Raw genomic sequence first — 20,442 nt, 5'->3', positions numbered from 1 at the left:
TCAATTTTTTTATCATATGTTGCAACCAAAAAGAACAAAATATAAAAAAAAACAAAAAGGAAGAATTCGTGGAAAAGCTAAAAAAGGAACTATTCTTTCTAGAGGTTTGTATGGAATTAAAGCTTTAGAAAAAGCTTGGATTACTTCTAGACAATTAGAAGCGGCAAGAGTTGCTGCTACGAGATATATGAAAAGAGAAGGACAATTATGGATTAATATTTTTCCAGATAAACCCGCTACAAAAAAACCACAAGAGGTACGTATGGGAAAAGGAAAAGGTCCTGTTGAATTTTGGGTATCCGTAGTTAAACCTGGAAGAATTTTATTTGAAGTGGATGGAGTAGAGATAGATGTTGCGAAAGAAGCTCTAAGATTAGCAGCTCAAAAACTTCCTATAAAAATGAAATTCATTTTTTCTAATGAAATAAAATTATGAATGTAAATAATTCAGATATAAATATAAAAAATTTGTCTGTTCATGATTTGATAAAACAAATTGATAAAAATCAAAAAAATTATCAAAATTTGAAATTTCGTCATCATATTAAAATACTCAAAAATCCTATGGAAATTAGATTTATTAGAAGAAATATTGCTAAATTAAAAACTGAGTATAATAAAAAAATTGATGATAGAAGAATATAAATCAAAAAAAAAAATTCGAAATATTCGAAAACAAAGACAAGGAATAGTTATTAGTGACAAAATGAGTAAGACTATTGTTGTATCTGAAATGAAAAAAATGAAACATAAATATTATGGAAAAAGTATTACTAAAAATAAAAAATATATGGTTCATGATGAGAAAAATATATCTAAGAATGGAGATAAAGTAAGTATTATGGAAATGCGTCCTATAAGTAAAAGAAAATGTTGGAGACTTGTTACTATATTGAAAAAGTCTAATATATAATGTTACAACAAGAATCTAGATGTAAAGTGTCAGATAACACAGGTGCTAAAGAAGTTTTAATTATTAGAGTTTTAGGTGGGACTAAAAAAAGGTATGCTTCATTAGGGGATACTATAGTGGTCACTGTAAAAATAGCGACTTCTAAAGGAAGTACAGTTAAAAAAGGACAAGTTTGTAAAGCTGTAGTAATTAGAACAAAAAATAGAACTAGAAGAAAAGATGGATCATATATAAGTTTTGATGATAATGCTTGTGTGTTAATTAATCCATCTGGAGAAATAATGGGAACAAGAGTTTTTGGTCCAGTAGCAAGAGAACTTAGAGAAAAAGAATACATGAAAATTATTTCTTTGGCACAAGAAGTTTTATGAAAAATATTTTTATGAAAAAAATAAAAAAAGAGGACAAGGTTTTGATTTTATCAGGAAATCATAAGGGAGTTGAAGGGGAAATTGTTAAAGTTTTTTCTAAAAAAAATAAAGCTATTGTACGTGGAGTAAATATGATAAAAAGACATACTAAACCTACTCCAAAAAAACCTAAAGGCGGAATTATTGAAAAAGAAGCACCTATACATTTATCTAATTTGAAAAAAATTAAATAAAAATGATTTATCAATCAAAATTACAAAAGCTTTACAAAGAAAAAATAGTTCCAAATTTGATGGAAAAATTTGGATATAGTTCTATTATGGAAGTTCCCAAATTAAAAAAAATAGTGATTCATCAAGGAGTAGGTTCATCTGTTTTAGACAAAAAAATAATAGATTGTTCTATGAATGAAATAACAGACATTACAGGACAAAAAGCTATTCTTTGTTATTCTAAACATGATGAATCAGGATTCAAGCTTAGAAAAGGAATGCCAATAGGAGTCAAAGTAACTTTGAGAAGAATAAAAATGTATGAGTTTTTGGAAAGGCTTATAGTTGTTTCTTTACCTAGAGTAAGAGATTTTAATGGGGTAAAAAAAAGTAGTTTTGATAGTCATGGAAATTATAATATGGGCATTGTAGAACAGTTAATTTATCCTGAAATAAATATTGATAAAATAAAAAAAAATATAGGTATGAATATTACATTTGTTACTTCTGCGAAAAAAAATGAAGAAGCTAAAAGTCTTTTATTTTTATTTGGAATTCCTTTTAAAAAAAAATAAAATGGCTAAAGAATCTGTTAAAGCAAGACAAAGAAAAAGAGAAAAAATGGTTTTAAAATATGCAAATAAAAGAAAAGCTTTAAAAAAAGCGAGAAATTATGAATTATTACAAAAATTACCTAGAGATGCTTCTCCAGTTCGTTTAAGAAATAGATGTTCTATTACGGGAAGATGTAGAGGGTACATGCGTAAATTTGGAGTTTCTCGTATTGTTTTTAGAAATTTAGTTTCTCAAGGCCTTATTCCTGGAGTAAAAAAAGCAAGTTGGTAACGAAAAATGCAGATATATGGATGTAATCGCTGATTTTTTAACTAGAATTCGAAATTCAAGTTTAGCAAAACATAAAATTCTTGAAATTCCATCTTCTAAAATAAAAAAAGAAATTATTCGTGTTTTATTAGAAAATGGATATATTTCAGATTATAAAATAGAAGTAGAAAAAAGTAAAAAAATAATTAAAATAGCTTTAAAATATTATAAAGAAAAAACTTCTGTTATTAAAAAGATTATTAGAATTAGTAAACCAGGATTAAGAAAATATTGTAAATATAAAAATATACCTAGAGTGTTAAATGGATTAGGGATTGCTATTATATCCACTTCTAATGGAATTATTACAGATAAACAGGCAATAAAACAAAAAATAGGAGGAGAAATATTATGTTATGTATATTGATCGGTAAAATCAAATAATTAAATTTAAATGTCTAGAATTGGAAAGAAACCTATCTTTATTCCTAAAGATGTAAGTATAAAAATTTTTAATGAAGAAATATTAGTAGAAGGATCTTTGGGAAGTTTAAGTCAAAAAAATTTTAAAGAATTTCAATTAAATTTGAATAATAATCAGTTATTGATTATTAGAAATAAAGAAGATAAAAAATCTAAATCTTTACATGGATTATATCATGTTTTAATTAAAAATATGATTATAGGAGTGACAAAAGGATTTCAGAAAAAATTAGAGTTAGTAGGAGTTGGATATAGAGCTTCTTTTTATAATGGTGAAATTTTAGATTTGAATTTAGGTTTTTCTCATAATATTATGATGCAACTTCCTAAAGAAGTTAAGATAGAGATACAATCTGAAAAAGGAAAGAATACTATTCTTATTTTAAAATCTAATAATAAACAATTATTAGGTATAATAGCGGCTAAAATTAGATCTTTTAGAGCGCCAGAACCTTATAAAGGAAAAGGAATAAGATATTTTGGAGAAGAAGTTAGAAGAAAAGCAGGAAAATCTGCTTAAACGATTTTAAAATGAAAAATAAAAAATCAAAAAAAGTTTTTGGTTATCCAGAAAGACCCAGAATTTCTGTCTTTAGAAGTAATAAAGAAATATATGCACAAATAATAGATGATTTATCTGGAAAAACCTTAGTAACATCTTCTTCTATAGAAAAAGAATTTCAAAAATATAAAAAAAAAAATAAAACAGAATTAGCTAATGAAGTAGGAAAATTATTGGGAAACAGAGCAAAAAAATTAAAAATAAAAAAATTAGTTTTTGATAAAGGAAAATATTTGTATCATGGTAGAATAAAATCTTTAGCTAATGGAATTAGAGAAGTTGGATTAGAATTTTAAATTAAAATATGTCTGAAAAAAAAATAAAATATATAGGATTAGAATTGAAAGAAAAATTAGTTGGAGTTACAAGAGTATGTAAGGTTACTAAAGGAAGAAGATATTTTAGTTTTAGTGCTATTGTTATTAAAGGAAATGAAAATGGAATTGTTGGTTATGGTTTTGGAAAATCTAAAGAAGCTCCTGATGCTATTCACAAAGCTGGAGAACAAGCAAAAAGAAACCTATGTAAAGTATGTATATCCAATGGAACAATTCCTCATGAACAAGAGGCTAAATATGGAGGTGCGCGTATTCTTATTAAACCAGCTTCTGATGGAACAGGAATAATTGCTGGAGGACCTTTAAGAGCTGTTTTAGAGGCTGCAGGATTAAGAAATGTTTTATCAAAATCTAAAGGATCTTCTAATCATCATAATATTATAAAAGCTACTATAAAAGCATTAAGTAAAATGAGAGATGTTCATATTATAGCAAAACAAAGAGGAATTACTACAAAAAAAGTGTATAATGGATAATAAGAATTTTTTTTTGAATATTAGTAATTTACATCCAAACAATGGAGCTAAAAGAAAAAAATTAAGATTAGGTAGAGGACAAGGTTCAGGAAAGGGAAGAACTTGTGGAAGAGGGCATAAAGGAGCTAAATCTAGATCTGGTTTTTCTAAAAAAAAAGGATTTGAAGGAGGACAAATGCCATTTCAAAGAAGAATTCCTAAATTTGGATTTAGAAGAAATATTTTTGGTAAAAAAATTGTTGGAATTAATTTAGATACAATTCAAAATCGTATTAATAAAATACATGATTTCAAAGAAAAAAATGTTATCGACAAAGAATTTTTTATAAAAAATAATTTATCTAGAAAAAATGATTTTGTAAAAATTTTAGGAAGAGGAAAGCTATATAGTCCATTGAAGATATATGCATATAAATTTAGCAAAAAAGCTTTATCCTCTATAAAAAAAGTAGGAGGAGAGACTGTATTTATATGAAAAAATTATTATGAATAATTTTATAATAACTCTTTATAACATTTGGAATGTAAAAGAATTACGAAAAAAAATAATAACAACTTTAGGTTTATTATTGGTATATCGTTTTGGAGCATATATTCCTATTCCAGGTATTAATCCTTTGGGAATAAGTGATTTTATAGAAAAATTTAATTTAGGATCTAAGGGATTAATGCAAATTTTATCCTCTTTTACGGGAGGAGCTTTTAATCGCGCATCAATTTTAGCTTTAGGAATTATGCCTTATATATCTGCGTCTATTATAATACAATTAATGTGTATAATTATTCCTTATTTACAAAGATTACAAAGGGATGGAGAAAGTGGAAGAAGACAAATTAGTTTCATTACCAGATGGTTAACTATAGGTATCTGTTTAATTCAAGCTCCAGTATATCTTATTTCTTTAACTCAACAATTTATTCCTTTTCATTCTTCTAAAAGCACTTATTTAATTGATTTAGATACTTTTTATGGAAAAAGTCTTTTTTGGATTATAGGAATAATGATTTTAACTTCTGGTACTTTATTTACTATGTGGTTAGGAGATAAAATAACAGATAAAGGAATAGGAAATGGAATTTCCCTAATCATAATGTCTGGAATAATAGCACGTTTTCCAGATGCTATAAGTAAAGAAATTTTTAGTAAACTGGAAACTGGTAATGGAGGATTAATAGTTTTGTTTTTTGAATTTTTGTTGTGGTTATTAGTTATTTTATTTTCTGTTATAATTATTCAAGCAATTAGAAAAATTCCAGTACAGTACGTTTCTCATTATAAATCTTTAGGATTAGATTCTCAATTAATTCATAAAAAACATCAGTATATTCCATTAAAAATGACATCTGCTGGAGTTATGCCTATCATATTTTCTCAAGCTATTATGTTGTTTCCATTAACATTTTATGATTATGTAAAAAATATAAAAATTAAAAATTTTTTTCATCTTTTTCAAGATATTTATGGAATATGGTATAATTTGACAATTTTTGTACTAGTTATAGTTTTTACTTTTTTTTATACCGCTATTGCGATTCCAGTAAATCAAATGGCTGATGATTTGAAAAGAAATGGGGGACATATACCTAGAATTAAACCTGGAAAAGAAACAGCTGAATATATAGATCATATTTTATCAACAATCACATTACCTGGAGCGGTTTTGTTAGCAATAATAGCAATATTACCATCTATAGTTTTTCGTATGGGTTTTAATCAAAATTTTGCATTATTTTATGGAGGTACTTCATTATTAATCGTAGTAGGAGTTATTTTAGATATTTCACAACAAGTAAATATACATTTGTTAAACTATCATTATGATGAATTAATGATGATAAAATATCGTAATAGAAGATATGCTAGATAATAATATTTTATGTATATTATAATGCATATAAAATTATTTGCTGTATATGGCTAAACAAAAGCATATTGAGGTTGATGGAACAATTATTGAATCATCTCCAAATGCAATGTTTCGTGTAGAATTGGAAAATGGATGTATTGTTAAAGCTCATATATCGGGTAAAATGAGAATGCATTATATAAAAATATTACCAGGAGATAAAGTTAGATTAGAAATGTCCTCTTATGATTTGGAAAGAGGAAGAATAACTTATAGATATTGATATTAAAAATTTTATTTTATGAAAGTAAGAGCATCTTTAAAAAAAAGAACGGATAATTGTAAAATTGTTAGTAGAAAAAAGCGTTTGCGTATTATTAATAAAAAAAATCCAAGATTTAAACAAAAACAAGGTTAAAAAATTTTATGTCTGTAAGAATTTCAGGTGTTGATCTTCCAAGATATAAGAGAGGGATTATTGGTCTTACTTATTTATATGGAATAGGTAAAAGTTTATCAAAAAAAATACTTCACTTTATTGGAATAGACGAAAATAAAAAAGTGGAAAATTGGTCTGATGATGAGATTAGTAAAATTAGAAAGTATATATCTGATTTTATAAAAATTGAAGGAGAGTTAAGATCTGAAATTCAATATAATATTAAACGATTGATGGATATTGGTTGTTATGTGGGAACTAGACATAGAAAAGGATTGCCATTAAGAGGACAAAAAACAAAAAATAATTGCAGAACTAGAAAAGGAAAAAAGAAAACTGTAGCGAATAAAAAGAAAGTTACAAAATAAAATATGATAAAACCATCATTAAGTAAAAGTAAAAAAAAATCAGTAATAGTAGATTCTATAGGAGAAGCTCATATTCAAGCTACTTTTAATAATATTATTATAACTTTAACAAACAAAAAAGGAGATGTGATTGCATGGTCTTCTGCTGGAAAAATGAATTTCAAAGGATCAAAAAAAAATACCCCATATGCAGCTCAAATGGTTGCAGAAAATGTAGCAAAAGAAGGGTTGAATGCTGGAATAAAAAAAGTTGAAGTTAAAATTAAAGGGCCTGGAGCAGGAAGAGATGCAGCTATACGAGCATTAAGTAATTCTGGTATTGTCGTTACAATAATTAAAGATATTACTCCATTGCCACACAATGGTTGTCGTCCCCCTAAGAGGAGAAGAGTTTAATATTTAATATTCTATTTCTTTTTAATTCAAATATTATCAATATAAAAAAATTATGGCAAAATATATAGGACCTAAAACTAAAATTTCTAGAAGATTTGGAGAATGTATTTATGGTGAAGATAAATATTTCGATAGAAGGAAATATCCATCTGGTCAACATGGAAGTAGTCGTCGTAGAGGAAAACGTTCAGAATATTTTGTTCAATTGATAGAAAAACAGAAAGCAAGATATACTTATGGAATATTGGAACGACAATTTGAGAGTTTATTTTTTGAAGCTGCAAGAAAAAAAGGAATAACTGGAGAATTATTATTACAAGCATGTGAAAGTCGTTTAGATAACATAGTTTTTAGATTAAAATTTTCACCATCTCGATCTTCTGCTCGTCAACTTGTTTCTCATAGACACATTATCGTTAATAATAAAGTGGTAAACATTCCATCTTTTAGATTAAAACCAGGGGATAAAATAGAAATAAAAGAAAAATCTAAAAAACATCCTGTAATATTAAATTCTATACAAAAAAAAACAGGACCATTAGTAGAATGGTTGGTTTTAGATGAAAAAAATATGTTTGGTATATTTAGAATGATCCCAAAAAGAATACAAATACCTGAAAATATTAAAGAGCAATTAATTGTTGAATTATATTCAAAATAATCAAATAAATAAAATAGTGTAAAATCAATGGCTATTCTAGATTTTGTAAAACCTGATAGAATTACAATATCTGAATTTTCAGATAATAAAGGTATTTTTTGTTTGAAACCTTTAGAACCTGGATATGGGATTACATTGGGAAATGCGTTAAGAAGAGTTTTATTGGGCTCTTTAAAAGGATTTGCAGTTACTTCTATTAGAATTAAAGGGGTAAAATATGAATTTTCTACTATAAAAGGAGTTCTTGAAGATGTTACCGAAATTGTTTTAAATTTCAAAAAAATCCGTTTTAAACAAAAAATATCAGGAACTTGTAAAGAAATAGTTCACGCTTATATAAATCATGGAAAACAAGTAACAGGAAAAATTTTAAATAAATTTATTTCTGGATTTAAGATCTTAAACGATGATTTAGTTATTTGCAATAAAGATGAATTGATCCCTTTAGAAATAAGTTTTACAATTGAAGAAGGAAGAGGTTATGTTCCTGCAGAAGAAAATAAAAAAAATAATGATGATTCAATTGAAATAATCCCTATAGATTCTATCTATACTCCTATTAAAAATGTAAAATACACAATAGAAAATTGTCGTGTAGGACAAAAAACTGATTTTGAAAATCTATCATTGGAAATTAAAACAGATGGATCTATAAGTCCAAAATCAGCTTTGATGGAGGCTTCTCAAATATTAATTAAGTATTTTTCTATTTTTTCACAAGAAAAAATAGGTGAAAAAAAACAAGAAAAAACTAATAAGGATAAAAAATATAATGAAGAATTTTTGCGAATGCAAACATTATTAAAATCAAAATTAAGTGATATGGATTTATCTGTTCGTACAAAAAATTGCTTAAAGTTTGCTTCTATAACTACTATAGCAGATTTAGTAAATTGTGGTAGAAATGATATGTTAAAAATGAGAAATTTTGGTAAGAAATCTCTAGAGGAATTAGAGAAAAAAATGAAGGAAAAAGGATTATATTTTGGAATGAATATAGAAGAATATAAATTGAAGGAATCATAAAGATTAAATTATTGATGAATCGATGAATCATAGAAATAAAAATAATCCTTTGGGAAGGAAATGTGGACATCGTAAATCTCTTCTTTCCAATATGGCTACTTCTCTTATAAAAAAGAAAAGAATTTTTACTACTTTAGCTAAAGCTAAAGCTTTAAGAAAATATATAGAACCTATTATTACAAAATCAAAAGTTAATACAATTCATTCCAGAAGAAATATTTTTTCGTATTTAAAAGATAAGACCGCAGTGTCAGAATTATTTAAAGATATTTTTGAAAAAGTACGTAAACGTCCTGGTGGATATACTAGAATAATAAAGATTGGATTTCGTTTTGGAGATCAAGCTCCTCTATCTCTCATAGAACTAGTGGATTTCAATGAGATTTATACTTCTAAAAAAGAAGTAAAATCTGTAAGACGGATAAGACGGAGTAATAGCAGGAGAAAAATAGATAAAAAAAAAGTGAACAATGAGAAAAATTAAAAGTATTCAAGCTAGACAAATATTAGATTCTAGAGGAAATCCTACTGTGGAAGTAGATGTAATAACAGAAAATAATATATTAGGACGTGCTTCTGTTCCATCTGGAGCATCAAAAGGAAAAAATGAAGCTTTTGAATTACGTGATAATAAAGAAAATATTTTTTTCGGAAAAGGTGTTTTAAAAGCGGTTCAAAATGTTAATGAGATTATTGCTCCTGAATTAATTGGAAAATCAGTTTTAAATCAAATTTACATCGATAAATTAATGTTAGAATTAGATGGAACAAAAAATAAAAAAAGACTAGGATCTAATGCTATTTTAGCTATATCGTTAGCAACAGCGAAAGCCGCTTCTAATGAATTAAACGTTCCTCTTTATAAATATATAGGAGGAATCTATACCTGTTTTCTTCCTATTCCTTTGATAAATATTATAAATGGAGGAAAACATTCAAATGCTTCTTCTATAGTTTTTCAAGAATTTATGATAGTTCCTGTTAAAGCAAACACTTTTGGAGAAGCGATTCAAATGGCGCATAAAGTATTTTTTCAATTAAAAAACATTTTAAATGAAAAAGGGTTTTCTACAAATGTAGGTGACGAAGGAGGTTTTTCTCCTAATTCAAAAAATGGAATTGAAGATGTTTTAGATCATATACTAGAAGCTATACATATGGCAAATTATGAACCTTATGATCAAATAGCAATAGCTATAGATTGTGCTGCATCTGAATTTTATGAAAATAATCAATATGATTATTCAAAATTTGAAAAATCAGGAAAAAAAACAAAAGATTTGATAAAATCAAAAGAAGAACATATTCATTATTTATCTTATTTAATCAAAAAATATCCAATTATATCTATTGAAGATGGTATGGATCAAAATGATTGGGAAGGATGGAAATTGTTAACTCATGAGATAGGAGATAAAGTTCAATTAGTTGGAGATGATCTTTTCGTTACACAAGTAAATAGATTAAATAAAGGAATAGAAAAAAAAGTAGCAAACTCTATTTTAATTAAAGTAAATCAAGTGGGAACACTAACAGAAACGATTGAAACAATAAATGTAGCTAAAAAAAATAAGTATAAAAATATTATTTCTCATCGTTCTGGAGATACTGAAGATTCTTTCATTTCTGATCTTTCTGTTGCGTTTAATATTGAACAAATAAAAATAGGCTCTTTATGTCGTTCTGAACGAACTTCAAAATATAATCAATTATTACGTATTGAGAGTGCTCTTGGAGAAAATTCATTTTATTCAAAATGGAATTATTAAATAATCAATAATATTAGAATAGAACAATACAATAATCAATGGTAATTTTAATTTTTATCTTTGGATATTTATTAATTACTCTTGAGAGTTTTTTCTCTGTAAATAAAGTTATTACATCTATTTTGATGGCTTCTATTTGTTGGTCTTTAATTATATACTTTAATATTCCAGTCTATGAGTATGATCAACATTTAATTATAAAAAAAAATCCTAAATATTTATTATTATTTCATCTGGGAAGAGCATCGGAAATTGTTTTTTTTCTTATTGGAGCTATGTCTATTATTGCTGTCATTGAAAAATATTCTGGATTTGAAGCTTTAAAAGAATTACTTTGTACAAGTAAAAATACAAAACGTAAATTTTTATGGATCATAAGTATAGTTTCTTTTTTATTATCTGCTATAATAGATAATCTTACGGCTACTATGGTTTTGATTTCTCTTTTGAGAAAAACAATTTACAATTATAAAGATCGTTTATATTATTTGGGACTAGTTATTATATCTGCTAATGCAGGAGGAGTTTGGTCTCCAATTGGAGATATAACTACAACTATGTTATGGATTTCTAATAAAGTAACTACAATTTATCTTATAAAAAAAATATTTATACCATCTATATTGTGTATGGTTATTTCTACTTTAATTGCTTCTTATATGTCTATTTTTAATGGAAATATTCAAATCAAAAAAAATGATCTCTCAAGAGATTCGATAAATAGAGGTTTTTTTATGTTAAAAATAGGTTTATTTCTAATGTTACTTGTCCCAATTTTTAAAACTATAATAGGAATTCCTCCATACATGGGAATAATGTTTTCTTTAGGAATTATACTTCTTATAACATCTAAGAAATATAAATCAAAATCTATTATAGATGATACATTAAAAAAAATAGATATATCTAGTGTTTTATTTTTTTTGGGTATTTTACTTTCTGTTTCCTCTCTGGAATCTATGGGAAAATTATATAGATTATCTCATTGGATAAATGAAACTGTTTATACATGGAAAATTACAACTTTTTTATTTGGATTAATTTCTTCTATTATAGATAATGTTCCTTTAGTAGCTGCTACCATAGCTATGTTTTCTTATTCGATTAATCATGATTTATGGCATTTTATAGCTTATGTTTCTGGAACAGGAGGAAGCATTTTTCTTATAGGATCTGCTGCAGGTGTGGCAGCTATGAGCATGGAAAAGATTGATTTTTTTTGGTATTTAAAAAAAATTAGTTGGATTGCTTTAATCGGATATATATCTGGCTTTATTTATTTATTAATTTATCCATTTTTTTCTTTGTAAAAATTCTATAAAATTTCCTCCTATATATGAAAAAAAGGAAAAAATAGGTAATATCATTATTTTAAACCATAATGGAAATGGATAAAAAAACATATGAAATATGGTAATAATAAATAAAATAAAACCTGTTAATATAGCATAAGCTTTTTTTGCATTCTTTGTAAAAAATGCAGTGATTATCCCTCCTAATAAAGCGCTAGAGGCATAAAAAAAAATTAAAATTATGAAAAATTCAGTAGGAGCTTCAGTCAAAAGATATTTGAATTTTTTTAATGGAATTAATTGTATTTTTGCAAACCATTTTTTTACAAGTTTTATAGAACAAAGTATCTCCACAATACTTATCACAACACCTATAGATATAGACAATATATTACGTAACATAACATAATAGAATCTCTTTTTTTGTTATTTTGTAAAAATAAACATCAATTTTTAATTTTAATATTATGAATTATACTATAGATTGGACTCCTATTAAAAAATATGAAGATATTTTATTTTTTTTCGGAGAAGGTATTTCTAAAATAGAGATTAATAGGCCATGGTGTCATAATGCATTTCGTGTAGAAACAGTTAATGAAATGATAGATGCTATAAATATATGTAGCAATAGAAGTGATATAGATGTATTGATTATAACTGGGTCTGGAAATAAATCTTTTTGTTCTGGTGGAGATCAAACCACAAGAGGAATGGGTGGGTATTTAGATAAAGATGGAGTTCCAAGATTAAATATTTTAGATTTTTATAAAAGAATAAGAGAAATCCCTAAACCAGTTATTGCTATGGTTAATGGATATGCAGTAGGAGGAGGTCATGTTTTGCATGTTGTTTGCGATTTAACTATAGCTTCTGATAATGCTATTTTTAGTCAAGTTGGGCCAAAAGTTGGGTCTTTTGATGGAGGATTTGGATGTTCATATTTAGCTCGTCATATTGGACAAAAAAAAACACGAGAAATGTGGTTTTTATGTAAAAAATATACTGCTAAAGAAGCTTTAGAAATGGGATTAATTAATAAAGTTGTAAAAAAAAAAGAATTGGAAAAAGAAACCATAGAGTGGTGTCGAATTATACAAAAAAGAAGTCCTATGTCTTTAAGGATGATAAAACGTAGTTTAAACGCTGAGTTGGATGGACAACATGGATTAATGCAGTTGACAGGAGATGCTACTTTAATGTTTTATTTAATGGAAGAATCTCAAGAAGGAAAAAAAGCTTTTTTAGAAAAAAGATCTCCAAATTTTAAAAAATTTACAAAATTTTTATGAAATTAAAGTATTGGATTTATGCAGCTCGTATTTATACTTTACCTTTATCTTTTTCTGGTGTAACTTTGAGTTTTTTTATATCCAAATCTAGAACAAATGTAAGTATTACTGCTTATATTCTGTGTGTTATTACTGCTTTGTTATTGCAAATATTAGCCAATTTTTCAAATGATTATGGAGATAGTATAACAGGAGTAGATAATTTAAAACGAGTAGGCCCCAAAAGAACAGTTCAATGTGGTTTTATTTCTTTATCAGAAATGAAAAAAGCTATCTATATATTTTCTATATTATCTTTTTTTTCAGGATTATTATTGTTTTGCAAAACTATTTTATGGAAAAATTTTTTTATTTTTATTCTATATTTCATAGGTATTTTTATATGTATATATAGTTCAATAAAATATTCCATTGGATCTAATCCTTATGGATATAAAATCGGAATGGGCGATCTATTTGTTATGATTTTTTTTGGTGTTCTTTCAATAAAAGGAAGCTATTTTTTGTATACTTATACTTTATGTGTTGATATATTTATTCTTTCTTTATCTATAGGATTTTTGAATGTAGGAGTTTTAAATATTAATAATATGAGAGATTTGAATAATGATTGTGAAAATAGAAAATATACTATACCTGTATGGTTAGGCATAAAATATGCAAAATTATATCATGCATTTATTATATTGATTTCTATATTTTTAGGTTCATATTTTATATTTTTGAATCAAAAAACTGTTTATCAATGGTTTTTTTTTATTTTTACTGTTATATTTTTAATATTGCACATTAAAAATATAATTTATATAAAAGAAAAAAAATTGTTCAATTCTGAATTGAAAAAATTAGTTATACTCACTTTTTTATATGAACTTGGTATAGGAATTGGTTTTATTTTATAAATTATGAAAGTTACTTTTTTTGCTCATAGTACATGTATGTTAAAAATACATGATAAATATTTATTAATTGATCCTTTTTTTTCTGAAAATCCTGTTTTTAGAAATACTAATTTTTTGAAAAAATTTCAAAATATAGATTATATTTTATTAACTCATGCGCATTATGATCATGTATGTGATGTGGAATTATTTTCACGTAAATTTGATAATGTTTTAGTTATTTCTAATTATGAAATATCTAATTATTTTGGAAAAAAAGGAATAAAAACATATGGAATGAATTATGGTTCTTTTATATCTTTTCCTTTTGGAAAATTAAAATATATTTGGGCAACTCATTCTAGTGTTTTTAATGATGGAACTTATGGAGGAAATCCAGGAGGATTTCTTCTACATACAGATGAAGGAAATTTATATATATCAGGAGATACATCTGTAATGTATGAAATGAGCCTTATTCCTTATTTTGGAAAATTAAAACTTTCTATTTTACCAATAGGAGGAAGATATACTATGGACATAGAAGAAGCTATTCTTGCTTCAGATCTTTTGAAATCTGAAAAAATATTAGGAGTTCATTATGATACTTTTGAAGATATTCGAATTAATAAGAAACAAGCAAAAAAAAGATTTTTTGAAAAAGGAAAAGAATTAATTTTATTGGAAAAGGAAAAAACTATATATGTTAAATAAATGAACAAGTATAAAGAGATTAATTGTTTTTTGAAAAAACGAACATTTTTCTTTAGAAAAAAAATATTTAATTCTAATAGAACATTTCAAAAAAATGTTATCTGGTTCATTATATTAATAAAAAATAATAAAATAGGAATAGGAGAATGTAATCCAATATTGGATAAATATGCTTTAAAAAACCTAAAAAAATTTGAGATAGAATTGGAAAATATTTACAAGAAAATTATTTTTTTAAAAAAAACAGAAATATATTATTATTATAAATATATCTCATATTCATCTATCTTATTTGGGTTAGAGCAAGCATTTTTAAGTTTGAAAAATGAATTTCCTATCTTATATCATTCTGAATTTACTCATGGAAACGAAGGAATTCCTACAAATAATTTAATGTGGTTAAATTCTTTTAATAAGACAAAATATGCAATAAAAGAAATAGAAAATCAAATTATGAAAGGTTTTTCATTTATAAAAATGAAAATTAATAAAGAATTAATTGAGAATCAATTTATTGTTTTAAATAAAATAAAAAAAATATATCCATCAATAAAAATACGTGTAGATGCAAATGGTTGCTTTGAAAATATTCAAATGGCTTTATATTATTTAAATAAATTTTATGATTTGGATATAATTGATTTTATAGAACAACCTATATTACCTGGAAATTGGAAATATATGTCAGAAATATGTGAAAAATCAAAATTGCCTATAGCATTAGACGAAGAACTAGAAAATGTAAATATATTAAAAAAAAAAAAAAGATTATTGGATATAATTTCACCCCAATATATAGTATTGAAACCTAGTATAAATAATGGATTTTATGGATCTGAAGAATGGATATTAGAAGCTGAAAAAAGAAAAATAAAATGGTACATTAGTTCTTCTTTAGAAAGTAATATCGGAATTAATGCGATAGCTCAGTGGACTTTTATGATGCAAAATAAATATAGTCATAAAAATTTTTTTAATGCACATGGATTAAATACTGGAATTTTATACATAAACAATTGGATTTCCTCTTTAGAAATTAAAAAGGGTTTTATTTGGTTTAATCCATTTACGAAATGGAGAATAGAAACATTATTAAATTAATAATTAATAAAAATGTGGATAGATTTTTCTTCTAAAAAAACTAATTTTTTAAAAGATCAAGATTTCAAAGAACAAAATAAAGATTGGAAAAAAGCTATTTTTTCATTTTTAAAAAATTGGTATGAAAACAAACCTATATTGTCTTTAACTTCTGGAACAACAGGAGTTTCTAAAGTCATTTCTTTACGTAAAGAACATATGTATGAAAGAGCTATAAAAACTGTAGAATTTTTAAAACTGAAAAAAAAAGAAATTAGAGGATTATTATGTTTATCTCCAGATTTTATAGCTGCTAAAATGTTTTTAGTACGTGCTATTATTTTTAAGTGGAAGATATATTGTGTTCCTCCATCATCTAATCCTTTAAAAAACATTAAGGAACATTTTGACATTACATCAATGGTTCCCATGCAAGTTTATTTTAGTTTAAAATACTTAAAAAATATTAAAATTGTTTTAATAGGAGGATATTCAATATCAAATATTTTAGAAGAAAAATTGCAAAATATTTCAACCATTTGTTATTCCACTTATGGAATGACAGAAACTTCAGGTCATATAGCCATAAAAAAGATTAATGGATCAAATAAATCTACTTTTTATAAATCATTTCAAGATGTATCTTTGAGTGTTGATAATAGAAATTGTTTAGGTATTTTTTCTTCATGCAGTATGAATTCATTTGTGCAAACAAATGATGTTGTTCATATGATATCTGAAAATACATTTACTTGGATCGGTAGATATGATAATATTATTAACAGTGGAGGAATTAAAATTATTCCTGAGTTAATAGAAAGAGAAATTAGTTCCTTTATTCCTTGTGATAAACGATTTTTTATATCCTCAATCCCAGATAAAATTTTAGGAGAGAAAATAATATTGATTATTGAAGGAAATCCTTTTTCATTAGATATTCCAGATAATATTTTTAATGGTAAAAAAAAATTTTATAAACCAAAAAATATTTTTTTTATTTCTCATTTTACGGAAAATTTATTGGATAAATTCAGAAGAAAAGAAATTATGAAAAAACTGATAAAGATAAAAACATAATATTTATATACTTTGATTCATTTTTTTATCAAAAAGAATTCTTAATTTTTCAAGAAAAATATTGGTATTTAAATAATTACATGTTTTTTTATTTTTATAAGACAATTGAAATAAATCTTTAGTCATTTTTCCGGATTCAATAAAGTCTATACATGTTTTTTCCATTTTTTCCGAAAATAATTTTAGATCTTTATTTTTATCTAAAACAGCGCGATGTTTAAGACCACGAGTCCAAGAAAAAATAGAAGCAATAGGATTGGTAGATGTTTCTTTTCCATTTTGATGTAATCTATAATGCCTTGTTATAGTGCCGTGAGCTGCTTCAGATTCTAAAGTTTTTCCATCTGTAGTAAGCAAAATAGAAGTCATCATTCCTAATGAACCAAATCCTTGAGCTATACAATCTGATAACAGATCTCCATCATAATTTTTACAAGCCCATATAAATTTTCCATTTAATTTAATTGCTTTTGCCAGCATATCATCAATCAAACGATGTTCATAAGTAATCTGTAAATTTTCAAATTTTGATTTGAATTCATTATTATATATTTCTTGAAATATATTTTTAAATCTTCCATCATATGCTTTCAATATAGTATTTTTAGTAGATAAAAAAAGAGGCCATTTTTTATATACAGAATAGTTAAAACAAGAACGAGCAAATCCATATATAGATTGATCAGTATTATACATTCCCATAGCGACTCCTGGTCCCATAAAATGATGAATTTCAAATTTTATTGGTTTATTTTTTTCGTCATCTGGAACAAAAGAAATATATAATTTTCCTTTTTTTTTAATGAAAAAATCTGTAGCTTGATATTGATCTCCATAACCATGTCTAGCTATACATATGGGATTTTTCCAATTTTTAATCGAACGAGGAATATTTTTTACGATAATAGGTTCTCTAAAAACAGTTCCGTTGATTATATTTCTAATAGTTCCATTTGGAGATTTCCACATTTTCTTTAGATGAAATTCTTTCATTCTATCTTCATCTGGCGTAATTGTTGCGCATTTAATTCCTACATTATATTTTTTTATAGCATGAGCGGCGTCTATAGTAATTTGGTCATTCGTTATATTTCTATTTTCTATTCCTAAATCGAAGTAAATGATATTTATATCTAAATAAGGTAGAATAAAATATTTTTTTATATATTTCCATATAACTCTAGCCATTTCATCCCCATCTATTTCTACTATAGGATTGTTGACTTTAATTTTTTTCATGAATTTGAAAAGTTTGTTATAATATAACATGTTTTTTTAAAAAGAAGAAATTCTTATATATTTGTGTAATGGTAAATAGAAGGAAGGGAATGAATGAAATGAATATACCTAAAATAATTTGGAGGGTTTTTTATAAAATAATTATAAATAAACCTGTTAAGAATTATGAAAATCCGAATAAAAAAACAAAAAAACCTACCGATTCTACATTCTTACAAAAAATGAAAAGGATAAATAGTGTTTCCGTTTTTTATACACACAGTGTTTGTTTGATACAATCAAAATAAATGTTAGATTTTTTAACAACCATATTTGAAAATAATAAAAAAAAAGATGTTTTTCCTGATAAGAAAAAATCAGAGTTTTTTGTGAAAAAATTGTTTTACACTTTATTTACTCCAGATCGAAATATTTTGAATGATACAGTTCTTTTTAAAAAAAATTACGAGAAATTACAAAGAATTTTATATGAAATTTTTATTGAATTAAATCTGAATGAAAAAGATTCGGTGAATTTTACTCGGATTTTTTTTAGAGAAGTTCCTAGTATTTATAATACATTGGTAATAGATGCTAATGCAATATTGAAATCGGATCCTGCAGCAACAGTTATCGAAGAAATTTTTCTTTCTTATCCTGGTTTTTTTGCTACTGCATTATATCGGATAGCACATCAATTATGGATTCAAAAAATTCCAATAATTCCAAGATTAATTACAGAATATGCACACAGTAAAACTGGAGTTGATATTCATGCCTCTGCAAGAATAGGAGAAGCTTTTGCTGTTGATCATGGAACAGGAATAGTTATAGGTTCTAGTACAAAAATAGGAGATAAAGTAAAAATATATCAAGGTGTAACTTTAGGAGCAATTTATGTGGATAAAAAATTAGCGAATACAAAACGTCATCCTACAATAGAAGATAGAGTAACTATTTATGCCGGTGCCACTGTTTTGGGGGGAGAAACAGTAATAGGTCATGATTGTGTACTTGGAGGTAATGTTTGGGTTACCAAAAGTGTTCCTCCTTTCTCTATAGTATATCAGAAAAACGAAATAAAAATGAGAAATAATAGTCCTTTTCCTAATCCCATTAATTTTATGATATAATTAAAAAAAATGAAAGTTAAAGTTGATAGCATTTTAAAAACTATCGGAAATACGCCTCATGTACATCTTAAAAGATTATTCCCTAATCATCAGGTTTGGATTAAATTGGAAAGGAATAACCCTGGAGGAAGTATAAAAGATAGAATCGCATTATCTATGATAGAAGACGCAGAAGAAAAGGAAATTATTCATAAAGGAGACATTATTATAGAACCAACTTCTGGTAATACAGGAATAGGATTAGCTATGGTGTGTTCTGTAAAGGGTTATCGTCTTATTTTAGTTATGCCAGAATCAATGAGTCTTGAAAGAAGAAAATTATTTTCTATTTTTGGAGCAAAATTTGTTCTTACTCCAAAAGAAAATGGAATGAAAGGAGCTATTAAAAAAGCAGAAGAATTAATTAATACTATTCCAAATTCTTGGATGCCTAAACAATTTGATAATGTTTCAAATCCGAATATACATAAAAATACAACAGCAAAAGAAATTATTAATGCTTTTCCTAAAGGAATAGATTATTTCATAACAGGAGTAGGAACTGGAGGTCATATTACTGGAATAGGAGAAGTATTAAAAAATAAATTTCCAAATATAAAAATATTTTCTGTAGAACCTATAGAATCTCCAGTTATATTAGGCGGTGAACCCAATCCTCACGCTTTACAAGGATTAGGCGCAGGTTTTATTCCATCTATTTTGAATGTAAAAATATTAGATGGATCTTTTTTAGTATCTAAAGAAGAAGCTTTTCATTATGTTAGAAAAACTGCAAAAAAAGAAGGAATTCTTGTTGGAATATCTACTGGAGCGTCATTATCTGCTATAGAAAAACAATTATATAAATTTTCAAAACAATCGATAATATTAACTTTAAATTATGATACTGGGGAAAGATATTTGTCAGTTGACAATCTTTTTTTATGATCAAAAGAATAGTAGAATAGTCTTTGTAAATCGTTTATTTAATGAGTATTAACAACATATAACTCGTATAATTGAAAAAGATATAATTTTTACATTATTTTTTAAGAAAATTTAAGAAAATTAAATAAAAAAAGTTATAGTA

Annotated in this window: 31 protein-coding genes; 29 read left to right on the top strand and 2 right to left on the bottom strand. The window is 25.5% G+C overall.

Going from position 1 to position 20,442, the window contains the following annotated elements; all coding sequences use genetic code 11:
- Positions 1-16: 16 nt before the first annotated feature.
- Genes rplP through nhaD form a run of 22 tightly spaced genes read left to right on the top strand, consistent with a single transcriptional unit; the run spans position 17 to position 11,996 of the window.
- Entirely contained in the window at positions 17-436 is a 420-nt protein-coding gene (gene rplP, locus BGIGA_RS01920; protein WP_041178390.1) for a 50S ribosomal protein L16, read from the top strand.
- Positions 433-645, top strand: coding sequence for a 50S ribosomal protein L29 (gene rpmC, locus BGIGA_RS01915; protein WP_014726690.1), 213 nt, complete (start codon positions 433-435; stop codon positions 643-645). The genes rplP and rpmC overlap by 4 nt, the downstream gene beginning before the upstream one ends.
- Positions 629-913 carry a 30S ribosomal protein S17 gene (gene rpsQ / locus BGIGA_RS01910; protein ID WP_014726689.1) on the top strand — a complete coding sequence of 95 codons (285 nt, stop codon included), beginning with the start codon at positions 629-631 and terminating at the stop codon, positions 911-913. The genes rpmC and rpsQ overlap by 17 nt, the downstream gene beginning before the upstream one ends.
- On the top strand, positions 913-1,284 hold the full coding sequence (gene rplN, locus BGIGA_RS01905) for a 50S ribosomal protein L14 (protein WP_014726688.1): 372 nt from the start codon (positions 913-915) through the stop codon (positions 1,282-1,284). The genes rpsQ and rplN overlap by 1 nt, the downstream gene beginning before the upstream one ends.
- 11 nt (positions 1,285-1,295) lie before the next feature.
- The gene (gene rplX / locus BGIGA_RS01900) at positions 1,296-1,517 is read left to right on the top strand and encodes a 50S ribosomal protein L24 (RefSeq protein WP_041178389.1); all 222 of its coding nucleotides are present in this window, start codon (positions 1,296-1,298) and stop codon (positions 1,515-1,517) included.
- Between the two features lie 2 nt (positions 1,518-1,519).
- A complete protein-coding gene (gene rplE / locus BGIGA_RS01895) occupies positions 1,520-2,071 on the top strand; it encodes a 50S ribosomal protein L5 (RefSeq protein WP_014726686.1) in 552 nt (183 codons plus the stop codon).
- Between the two features lies 1 nt (position 2,072).
- Entirely contained in the window at positions 2,073-2,342 is a 270-nt protein-coding gene (gene rpsN / locus BGIGA_RS01890; RefSeq protein ID WP_014726685.1) for a 30S ribosomal protein S14, read from the top strand.
- Between the two features lie 16 nt (positions 2,343-2,358).
- Positions 2,359-2,748 (top strand): 30S ribosomal protein S8, encoded by a 390-nt coding sequence (gene rpsH / locus BGIGA_RS01885; RefSeq protein WP_014726684.1) that lies wholly within the window; start codon positions 2,359-2,361, stop codon positions 2,746-2,748.
- A gap of 27 nt (positions 2,749-2,775) precedes the next feature.
- A complete protein-coding gene (gene rplF / locus BGIGA_RS01880) occupies positions 2,776-3,324 on the top strand; it encodes a 50S ribosomal protein L6 (RefSeq protein ID WP_014726683.1) in 549 nt (182 codons plus the stop codon).
- 11 nt (positions 3,325-3,335) lie between these two features.
- Positions 3,336-3,662: a 50S ribosomal protein L18 gene (rplR, locus tag BGIGA_RS01875; protein WP_014726682.1), complete on the top strand. Its 327-nt coding sequence runs from the start codon at positions 3,336-3,338 to the stop codon at positions 3,660-3,662.
- An 8-nt stretch (positions 3,663-3,670) separates the two neighbouring features.
- Complete coding sequence (rpsE, locus tag BGIGA_RS01870; protein WP_014726681.1) at positions 3,671-4,180, top strand: 30S ribosomal protein S5; 510 nt, start codon at positions 3,671-3,673, stop codon at positions 4,178-4,180.
- A complete protein-coding gene (gene rplO / locus BGIGA_RS01865) occupies positions 4,173-4,655 on the top strand; it encodes a 50S ribosomal protein L15 (RefSeq protein WP_014726680.1) in 483 nt (160 codons plus the stop codon). Before rpsE ends, rplO begins: the two co-directional genes overlap by 8 nt.
- 10 nt (positions 4,656-4,665) lie before the next feature.
- On the top strand, positions 4,666-6,048 hold the full coding sequence (gene secY / locus BGIGA_RS01860; RefSeq protein ID WP_014726679.1) for a preprotein translocase subunit SecY: 1,383 nt from the start codon (positions 4,666-4,668) through the stop codon (positions 6,046-6,048).
- 46 nt (positions 6,049-6,094) lie between these two features.
- The gene (infA, locus tag BGIGA_RS01855; protein ID WP_014726678.1) at positions 6,095-6,310 is read left to right on the top strand and encodes a translation initiation factor IF-1; all 216 of its coding nucleotides are present in this window, start codon (positions 6,095-6,097) and stop codon (positions 6,308-6,310) included.
- 18 nt (positions 6,311-6,328) lie between these two features.
- Positions 6,329-6,445: a 50S ribosomal protein L36 gene (rpmJ, locus tag BGIGA_RS01850; protein WP_014726677.1), complete on the top strand. Its 117-nt coding sequence runs from the start codon at positions 6,329-6,331 to the stop codon at positions 6,443-6,445.
- Between the two features lie 8 nt (positions 6,446-6,453).
- Positions 6,454-6,834 carry a 30S ribosomal protein S13 gene (gene rpsM, locus BGIGA_RS01845; RefSeq protein WP_014726676.1) on the top strand — a complete coding sequence of 127 codons (381 nt, stop codon included), beginning with the start codon at positions 6,454-6,456 and terminating at the stop codon, positions 6,832-6,834.
- Positions 6,835-6,837: 3 nt separating this feature from the next.
- Positions 6,838-7,230 carry a 30S ribosomal protein S11 gene (gene rpsK / locus BGIGA_RS01840; protein WP_014726675.1) on the top strand — a complete coding sequence of 131 codons (393 nt, stop codon included), beginning with the start codon at positions 6,838-6,840 and terminating at the stop codon, positions 7,228-7,230.
- 52 nt (positions 7,231-7,282) lie between these two features.
- Complete coding sequence (gene rpsD, locus BGIGA_RS01835; RefSeq protein WP_014726674.1) at positions 7,283-7,891, top strand: 30S ribosomal protein S4; 609 nt, start codon at positions 7,283-7,285, stop codon at positions 7,889-7,891.
- Positions 7,892-7,918: 27 nt separating this feature from the next.
- Positions 7,919-8,917 (top strand): DNA-directed RNA polymerase subunit alpha, encoded by a 999-nt coding sequence (locus BGIGA_RS01830; protein ID WP_014726673.1) that lies wholly within the window; start codon positions 7,919-7,921, stop codon positions 8,915-8,917.
- 22 nt (positions 8,918-8,939) lie between these two features.
- Positions 8,940-9,401 (top strand): 50S ribosomal protein L17, encoded by a 462-nt coding sequence (gene rplQ, locus BGIGA_RS01825; RefSeq protein WP_014726672.1) that lies wholly within the window; start codon positions 8,940-8,942, stop codon positions 9,399-9,401.
- Positions 9,388-10,686: a phosphopyruvate hydratase gene (gene eno / locus BGIGA_RS01820; RefSeq protein WP_014726671.1), complete on the top strand. Its 1,299-nt coding sequence runs from the start codon at positions 9,388-9,390 to the stop codon at positions 10,684-10,686. Before rplQ ends, eno begins: the two co-directional genes overlap by 14 nt.
- Before the next feature lie 38 nt (positions 10,687-10,724).
- Positions 10,725-11,996 carry a sodium:proton antiporter NhaD gene (nhaD, locus tag BGIGA_RS01815; RefSeq protein ID WP_014726670.1) on the top strand — a complete coding sequence of 424 codons (1,272 nt, stop codon included), beginning with the start codon at positions 10,725-10,727 and terminating at the stop codon, positions 11,994-11,996.
- Here nhaD and BGIGA_RS01810 read toward each other — a convergent pair.
- On the bottom strand, positions 11,970-12,380 hold the full coding sequence (locus tag BGIGA_RS01810) for a hypothetical protein (protein WP_014726669.1): 411 nt from the start codon (positions 12,378-12,380) through the stop codon (positions 11,970-11,972). The two genes, nhaD and BGIGA_RS01810, sit on opposite strands and share 27 nt — an antisense overlap.
- Before the next feature lie 65 nt (positions 12,381-12,445).
- On the opposite strand from BGIGA_RS01810, the gene menB reads away from it, so the two are divergent.
- Genes menB through BGIGA_RS01785 form a run of 5 tightly spaced genes read left to right on the top strand, consistent with a single transcriptional unit; the run spans position 12,446 to position 17,022 of the window.
- Complete coding sequence (gene menB, locus BGIGA_RS01805; RefSeq protein ID WP_014726668.1) at positions 12,446-13,270, top strand: 1,4-dihydroxy-2-naphthoyl-CoA synthase; 825 nt, start codon at positions 12,446-12,448, stop codon at positions 13,268-13,270.
- Positions 13,267-14,172 (top strand): 1,4-dihydroxy-2-naphthoate octaprenyltransferase, encoded by a 906-nt coding sequence (gene menA, locus BGIGA_RS01800; RefSeq protein WP_014726667.1) that lies wholly within the window; start codon positions 13,267-13,269, stop codon positions 14,170-14,172. Before menB ends, menA begins: the two co-directional genes overlap by 4 nt.
- A 3-nt stretch (positions 14,173-14,175) precedes the next feature.
- Positions 14,176-14,865 (top strand): metal-dependent hydrolase, encoded by a 690-nt coding sequence (locus BGIGA_RS01795; RefSeq protein ID WP_014726666.1) that lies wholly within the window; start codon positions 14,176-14,178, stop codon positions 14,863-14,865.
- Positions 14,866-15,966 (top strand): enolase C-terminal domain-like protein, encoded by a 1,101-nt coding sequence (locus BGIGA_RS01790; protein ID WP_014726665.1) that lies wholly within the window; start codon positions 14,866-14,868, stop codon positions 15,964-15,966.
- Between the two features lie 12 nt (positions 15,967-15,978).
- Entirely contained in the window at positions 15,979-17,022 is a 1,044-nt protein-coding gene (locus BGIGA_RS01785) for an AMP-binding protein (RefSeq protein ID WP_014726664.1), read from the top strand.
- Positions 17,023-17,025: 3 nt separating this feature from the next.
- Here the strand turns inward: BGIGA_RS01785 and BGIGA_RS01780 are convergent, their stop codons facing one another.
- A complete protein-coding gene (locus BGIGA_RS01780) occupies positions 17,026-18,261 on the bottom strand; it encodes an NADP-dependent isocitrate dehydrogenase (protein WP_041178347.1) in 1,236 nt (411 codons plus the stop codon).
- Positions 18,262-18,548: 287 nt separating this feature from the next.
- On the opposite strand from BGIGA_RS01780, the gene BGIGA_RS01770 reads away from it, so the two are divergent.
- Both BGIGA_RS01770 and cysK read left to right on the top strand, forming a co-directional pair.
- Positions 18,549-19,373, top strand: coding sequence for a serine O-acetyltransferase (locus BGIGA_RS01770; RefSeq protein WP_014726662.1), 825 nt, complete (start codon positions 18,549-18,551; stop codon positions 19,371-19,373).
- A gap of 9 nt (positions 19,374-19,382) precedes the next feature.
- Complete coding sequence (gene cysK / locus BGIGA_RS01765; RefSeq protein ID WP_014726661.1) at positions 19,383-20,300, top strand: cysteine synthase A; 918 nt, start codon at positions 19,383-19,385, stop codon at positions 20,298-20,300.
- Positions 20,301-20,442 lie beyond the last annotated feature (142 nt).

This window comes from Blattabacterium sp. (Blaberus giganteus), assembly GCF_000262715.1.
Classification (GTDB): Bacteria; Bacteroidota; Bacteroidia; order Flavobacteriales; family Blattabacteriaceae; genus Blattabacterium.
The sequence above is the reverse complement of the archived record's forward strand: the minus strand, read 5'-3'. Positions and strand labels throughout refer to the sequence as shown.

Bases quoted from the DNA above. Each gene is read 5' to 3' on its own strand.
- menB (WP_014726668.1), top strand. From the start codon at position 12,446: ATGAATTATACTATAGATTGGACTCCTATTAAAAAATATGAAGATATT.
- rpsD (WP_014726674.1), top strand. From the start codon at position 7,283: ATGGCAAAATATATAGGACCTAAAACTAAAATTTCTAGAAGATTTGGA.
- rplE (WP_014726686.1), top strand. From the start codon at position 1,520: ATGATTTATCAATCAAAATTACAAAAGCTTTACAAAGAAAAAATAGTT.
- rpsM (WP_014726676.1), top strand. From the start codon at position 6,454: ATGTCTGTAAGAATTTCAGGTGTTGATCTTCCAAGATATAAGAGAGGG.
- BGIGA_RS01795 (WP_014726666.1), top strand. From the start codon at position 14,176: ATGAAAGTTACTTTTTTTGCTCATAGTACATGTATGTTAAAAATACAT.
- rpsH (WP_014726684.1), top strand. From the start codon at position 2,359: ATGGATGTAATCGCTGATTTTTTAACTAGAATTCGAAATTCAAGTTTA.
- rplF (WP_014726683.1), top strand. From the start codon at position 2,776: ATGTCTAGAATTGGAAAGAAACCTATCTTTATTCCTAAAGATGTAAGT.
- BGIGA_RS01810 (WP_014726669.1), bottom strand. From the start codon at position 12,380: ATGTTACGTAATATATTGTCTATATCTATAGGTGTTGTGATAAGTATT.
- BGIGA_RS01770 (WP_014726662.1), top strand. From the start codon at position 18,549: ATGTTAGATTTTTTAACAACCATATTTGAAAATAATAAAAAAAAAGAT.
- rplX (WP_041178389.1), top strand. From the start codon at position 1,296: ATGAAAAAAATAAAAAAAGAGGACAAGGTTTTGATTTTATCAGGAAAT.
- secY (WP_014726679.1), top strand. From the start codon at position 4,666: ATGAATAATTTTATAATAACTCTTTATAACATTTGGAATGTAAAAGAA.
- rpsK (WP_014726675.1), top strand. From the start codon at position 6,838: ATGATAAAACCATCATTAAGTAAAAGTAAAAAAAAATCAGTAATAGTA.
- nhaD (WP_014726670.1), top strand. From the start codon at position 10,725: ATGGTAATTTTAATTTTTATCTTTGGATATTTATTAATTACTCTTGAG.
- BGIGA_RS01830 (WP_014726673.1), top strand. From the start codon at position 7,919: ATGGCTATTCTAGATTTTGTAAAACCTGATAGAATTACAATATCTGAA.
- rplQ (WP_014726672.1), top strand. From the start codon at position 8,940: ATGAATCATAGAAATAAAAATAATCCTTTGGGAAGGAAATGTGGACAT.
- rplR (WP_014726682.1), top strand. From the start codon at position 3,336: ATGAAAAATAAAAAATCAAAAAAAGTTTTTGGTTATCCAGAAAGACCC.
- rpsE (WP_014726681.1), top strand. From the start codon at position 3,671: ATGTCTGAAAAAAAAATAAAATATATAGGATTAGAATTGAAAGAAAAA.
- BGIGA_RS01785 (WP_014726664.1), top strand. From the start codon at position 15,979: ATGTGGATAGATTTTTCTTCTAAAAAAACTAATTTTTTAAAAGATCAA.
- BGIGA_RS01780 (WP_041178347.1), bottom strand. From the start codon at position 18,261: ATGAAAAAAATTAAAGTCAACAATCCTATAGTAGAAATAGATGGGGAT.
- rplP (WP_041178390.1), top strand. From the start codon at position 17: ATGTTGCAACCAAAAAGAACAAAATATAAAAAAAAACAAAAAGGAAGA.
- rplO (WP_014726680.1), top strand. From the start codon at position 4,173: ATGGATAATAAGAATTTTTTTTTGAATATTAGTAATTTACATCCAAAC.
- rpmJ (WP_014726677.1), top strand. From the start codon at position 6,329: ATGAAAGTAAGAGCATCTTTAAAAAAAAGAACGGATAATTGTAAAATT.
- infA (WP_014726678.1), top strand. From the start codon at position 6,095: ATGGCTAAACAAAAGCATATTGAGGTTGATGGAACAATTATTGAATCA.
- rpsQ (WP_014726689.1), top strand. From the start codon at position 629: ATGATAGAAGAATATAAATCAAAAAAAAAAATTCGAAATATTCGAAAA.
- BGIGA_RS01790 (WP_014726665.1), top strand. From the start codon at position 14,866: ATGAACAAGTATAAAGAGATTAATTGTTTTTTGAAAAAACGAACATTT.
- rplN (WP_014726688.1), top strand. From the start codon at position 913: ATGTTACAACAAGAATCTAGATGTAAAGTGTCAGATAACACAGGTGCT.
- cysK (WP_014726661.1), top strand. From the start codon at position 19,383: ATGAAAGTTAAAGTTGATAGCATTTTAAAAACTATCGGAAATACGCCT.
- eno (WP_014726671.1), top strand. From the start codon at position 9,388: ATGAGAAAAATTAAAAGTATTCAAGCTAGACAAATATTAGATTCTAGA.
- menA (WP_014726667.1), top strand. From the start codon at position 13,267: ATGAAATTAAAGTATTGGATTTATGCAGCTCGTATTTATACTTTACCT.
- rpsN (WP_014726685.1), top strand. From the start codon at position 2,073: ATGGCTAAAGAATCTGTTAAAGCAAGACAAAGAAAAAGAGAAAAAATG.
- rpmC (WP_014726690.1), top strand. From the start codon at position 433: ATGAATGTAAATAATTCAGATATAAATATAAAAAATTTGTCTGTTCAT.